The 4,481-nt window shown below is 46.2% G+C and carries 4 protein-coding genes; 1 reads left to right on the plus strand and 3 read right to left on the minus strand.

Features of this window, described 5'->3' with window-relative positions:
• Window positions 1–72 precede the first annotated feature (72 nt).
• On the minus strand, window positions 73–1,548 hold the full coding sequence (locus ACTHUT_RS14405; protein ID WP_070632597.1) for a 23S rRNA methyltransferase: 1,476 nt from the start codon (window positions 1,546–1,548) through the stop codon (window positions 73–75).
• A 124-nt stretch (window positions 1,549–1,672) separates the two neighbouring features.
• Complete coding sequence (gene rlmD / locus ACTHUT_RS14410; protein WP_250599696.1) at window positions 1,673–2,998, minus strand: 23S rRNA (uracil(1939)-C(5))-methyltransferase RlmD; 1,326 nt, start codon at window positions 2,996–2,998, stop codon at window positions 1,673–1,675.
• 139 nt (window positions 2,999–3,137) lie between these two features.
• Here rlmD and ACTHUT_RS14415 point away from each other — a divergent pair, with 139 nt between their 5' ends.
• Window positions 3,138–4,199 (plus strand): L,D-transpeptidase, encoded by a 1,062-nt coding sequence (locus ACTHUT_RS14415; protein WP_070749371.1) that lies wholly within the window; start codon window positions 3,138–3,140, stop codon window positions 4,197–4,199.
• A gap of 96 nt (window positions 4,200–4,295) precedes the next feature.
• Here the strand turns inward: ACTHUT_RS14415 and ACTHUT_RS14420 are convergent.
• The coding region (locus ACTHUT_RS14420; RefSeq protein ID WP_440418946.1) for a 7-cyano-7-deazaguanine synthase at window positions 4,296–4,481 on the minus strand (186 nt) is incomplete at its 5' end.

Here is a 4,481-nt window from a genome sequence, read left to right on the forward strand (position 1 = left end):
CCTGTAACATAACCCGTATGGTTTTAATTTTTGGTAAATGATTATTCATCACTCGTACTTTCTACGATTATCTTATTTTTTTGAATATTGGTTCATTCGTTGCAAGAGACGGCTCATTGCCAAGACAACCTCTTCAGGCAGGCTGACAACACGCTCACGCAACAAGCGCAGAAATTGTTCTAAACGTCCCCAATCTTCAACGCGTTCGTACAAATCAAACAAGATAATGTACAACTGCGATTCTTGAGGATACTGCAAAACAGCCTGTTCCAAAGTACCGATGGCCAAATCCAATTGACCATAAGCCAACAAAGATTCCACTTCTTTCAGAGCCTCATCAGCTGGTGAAGAGCTGGCGCTGATAACTGAAGAGTCTTTTTGAACCAACTCACGATATTTGGCTTTCATCTGCAAAGAACTTGGCTGAATGTAACCGCGTTTCAAGCCAATCTCTTTAATTTGCTGTTCAGACGGCCCTTTTTCCAAATCATCAAAAATTTCGTGATAACCAAGGTTATAACCCCAACCAAGCATACGTTCTTTTACTTGACGGCCATATTGACCCAAAGAGTGGTAAAGCTTCCACAGATGCTTGGCAAACTGCCCTACTTCTTCATTCTGATAATCCAGACGCAAGGCATCGATAATGAGACCAGCGGGCTTCGCAGAAGTTTGGATTGCTTTGTTGTATTGATGCAAAGCAGTCTCGTAGCTAATCTTGTCTTTCAAGATTTTTGCACTACGCTCCGGTTTGGCAAAACCAATAACCGCGCCCATCTCTTCAGGGCTGATTTCGCCAAAATCTTTCTTGCCTAATACGATAGGCGCACGTTTGCCCATGCCTGGAACGACAATGCGCTCAACCGAGTCGTTCTCAAAGGCAATATGCTCGTCGGAAGCAACTTCCAAACCGCTTTGTTCGCCAATTTGACGGTCCACTTCCTGCATATTCCAACCAAGATGATGCTCGGCAAAAACACGCAGGCGCAGGTTAGTAGAATCCAAAGCCAGACCGGCTTTCAGGTATTCGGCTATGCTGTCTTCAGAAAGGGAGGCACTATGACGCTCAAGCGTATCCGCCAGCATGTCGATATTGCCGACACGCAGATTCAAACCGATTAATTCATGAACCAGCTTTTCCGGAGCACCGTCTTCCAAAGTATTGAGATAACCGGCCAAAGACTCCGCTGCTTTGCTCTCATAGCCGAACTGTTTATAAACCTGATATTCGGTCAACGGATCGACTTCTTGTGCGGAAACAGAAGCTGTTGCATCGTTTGAGCCGCTTCCACCCCATTCCCAGTCTTGATTATCCGCATTGGAAACTGTCTGGTTGACTTTCTCAATCCAGTCGTTTCCATCCTCAGAGGAGGCTGTATGAGCAGCAGACGTACGGCCGCTTTTTGATGCATGTGCGCTTTGTTTGTCTGAATTGTTACTTTGTTTATGACGAACAAAAACCAACACCAGCAAAAAAAGCACCAGCAAAAAAATAGTTAAAAGTTGATAGTTCAAGAACACCTCCCGGTCTTGTGCTGCAAACTGCATTTATTAACATCTGTTGCTTTACACGCAACTTCAACGTTATTAATTCCCCAAACAAATGATGATAACATGAATGCACTCATTTTTACATTAAAAACCCTACTCACATAAAGGACTTGATACCAATTTACAACTCAAACACACCGATGGATTCAACATGCGAGGTTTGCGCAAACATATTCATGATTCCTGCCGCCTTAAACTTATAGCCCTTATCAACCAAGACACCGGCATCTCGTGCAAATGTTGATGGATTACACGAAACATACACTATCTTCTGAGGCAAAAACGGCTTGTGTAGCGATTTGACAACAGCATAAGCCCCGTTTCTCGGCGGATCCAGCAACATCTTGTCAAATCGTCCCCACGACTCAACAGTCTTTTCATCGGTATCGAATAAGTCTGCAACAGAAAACGTCATATTCTCGGCACAATGATTCAGACGAGTATTTTCCCTTGCCCTATCTACCAGATAATCGGCACCTTCAATACCGACAACCGATGCGCCACTTTTTGCCAGTGGCAAACTGAAATTGCCCAAACCGCAAAACAGATCGGCAATCCGCTCCCCTTTTTGAGGGTTTAAAAGTCTGACAGCCCTTGCCACCATCACTTCGTTTAGCTGCGCATTAATCTGCGTAAAATCACCAGGCTTATAAGGCATTTCCACATCAAATTGAGCAAAAGTATAGTTCAGGGCAGGCGCGTTCTCAGGGTAAAACGGCAAGGACTCGGCATGATCCTGCAACCATATTTGCCATGCCTTTTCAGCACCCGACAATATCTTATCAAACCAATTACACAATTCGCTTAATATTTGTTCAAACGGTTGATTTACGAAACGAATGTTGAGTACCGTCACATTTTTCCCGCAATAAAACTCAACAAATTTCACTTTTACACCGTCATCATGCAGCTTTTGCAGCAAATTGCGGACATCAGGCAATCTATCGGACACATGCTTAGGCAAAATATGGCAATGGCGGATATTGACGACATCATGGCTTTTTTTGGCCTGAAAACCGAGTTTCAGACGGCCTTGCTTATCCACCGAAACACTTAAACGTGCTCTATCGCGATAATACCAGGAGTAACCATATAAAGGAGGTAAAATTATCTCCGGCTTGACCTTACCTATCCGTTCCAACTGTTCTTCCAAAATCCGTTGCTTTAATGCAACTTGCGCTCCGAAAGAAACATGTTGAAGCGAACAGCCACCACATGTATCAAAATAGCAACATGCGGGCTCGACACGTTCAGAAGAAGCCTTCAAAACCTTTTCAACTTGAGCCTCGGCAAACTGCTTTTTCTCTTTATGTATGACAAACGTTACACGCTCTCCAGGCAGCGCACCGCCGATAAATACGGCCTTCCCATCAACTCTGGCAACACCCCTGCCCTCATAATCCAAAGAAAAAACTTCCGTTTCTTGATACTGTTCTTTCACACCCATACCGTTTCCGTCACTCAGCCGCTCCCCGACCATTTAACTGTCTTCCAATACCGAAAGCGCATATTTTCTCACAAAAACACAGAGTTTCAGGTATCATGCGCCAAAAACTTTCATTTCAAACCCTACAAAAAAAGACGACATGAAAAAAATACTATTCGGCCTGACAGCCGCCCTTTTAACTTCAGCCGCTGCTGCAAACACGCTTATTCCAGACGTCTCCCCCGCCTCTTCCGGACAACACGTCGTTATCAATATTACGCAACAGCGTTTGTTCCTCTACGACAACGGCAAACTGAGCAAAATTTATCCTGTTGCCGTCGGCAAAGCCATGACCCAAACCAATCTGGGCGAACATAAAATCGGCGCAAAAGCCTACAACCCAGTTTGGCATATCCCTAAATCCATTCAAAAAGAACGCAATGACGGCGTAAAAAGCGTACCGGCTGGTCCAAATAATCCGCTGGGCCCCGTATTTGTCCGTCTTGGCGACCCTAAATTAAGCCTTGGCATTCACGGCACCAATGCCCCTGCCAGCGTACCCGGCGTCCGCAGCCATGGTTGCGTGCGCATGAAATCGCCTGACGCATTGGAATTCGCCAAAACCATTGCAACAGGTTCTCCTGCCTCCGTTATCTACCAAATGGCAAGCCTGAACGAAGATGCCAACCAAAACTTGTGGCTGGCTGCCTATCGTGACCCATACGACAAGAAAAACCTTGATACGGCTGCCCTGAAAAAAAGCATTGCCGCCTGGGCAAAAGCGCACGGCAAAACCATTCCTGCCGCACGTGTGGATGCAATCCTAAAAGGACGCACCGGCGCAGCAAACTGTCTGACCTGCGCCAAAGGTGTGAAACTCAAATCGCCTTTGAAGTCTTTGGCATGGACCAGCGGCACGGATGCTTACAGCAAACCTAAAGTCATGCCGAAACCGGCTCCTGCTAAAGATGTGGTATTGCCTCAAGGAACTGAAATCGAAGTCGATGCTACCGACGATACAAACAAGGCAGCATCCGAACCGAAACAAAGCGTTCGTCCGACTCCGGTGAAACCGGCAAAACCTGCTGCCAAACCGGCAACCACTCCGGCCGATGCTCCTGCTTCCGCACCTAAAGCCGCTTCCGAACCGGCTACTGCCCCAGCCTCTTCTCCTGTGAAAGATGCTCCGGCAAGCAGCGAACCGGTAGATTTGTTGTTCTAAGCAGAACAAAATACATAGCCAAAGGCCGTCTGAAATGAATTTTTCAGACGGCCTTTTTCGTACAACTGGATATTGGAAATAGATGCCCCTCTTAATTCAGACGGCCTTTTTACTGTCCAAATATTCCGACAAACCGCGCTCGCGCAAAATACAGCTTGGGCATTCATGACAACCACCGACCACGCCGTTATAACAGGTATGCGTATGCTCGCGAATATAGTCCAATGCACCCATTTCATCTGCCAATGCCCATGTTTGCGCCTTGGTTAAATACATCAAGGG

It is taken from the genome of Neisseria sp. P0022.S010, from assembly GCF_051956635.1.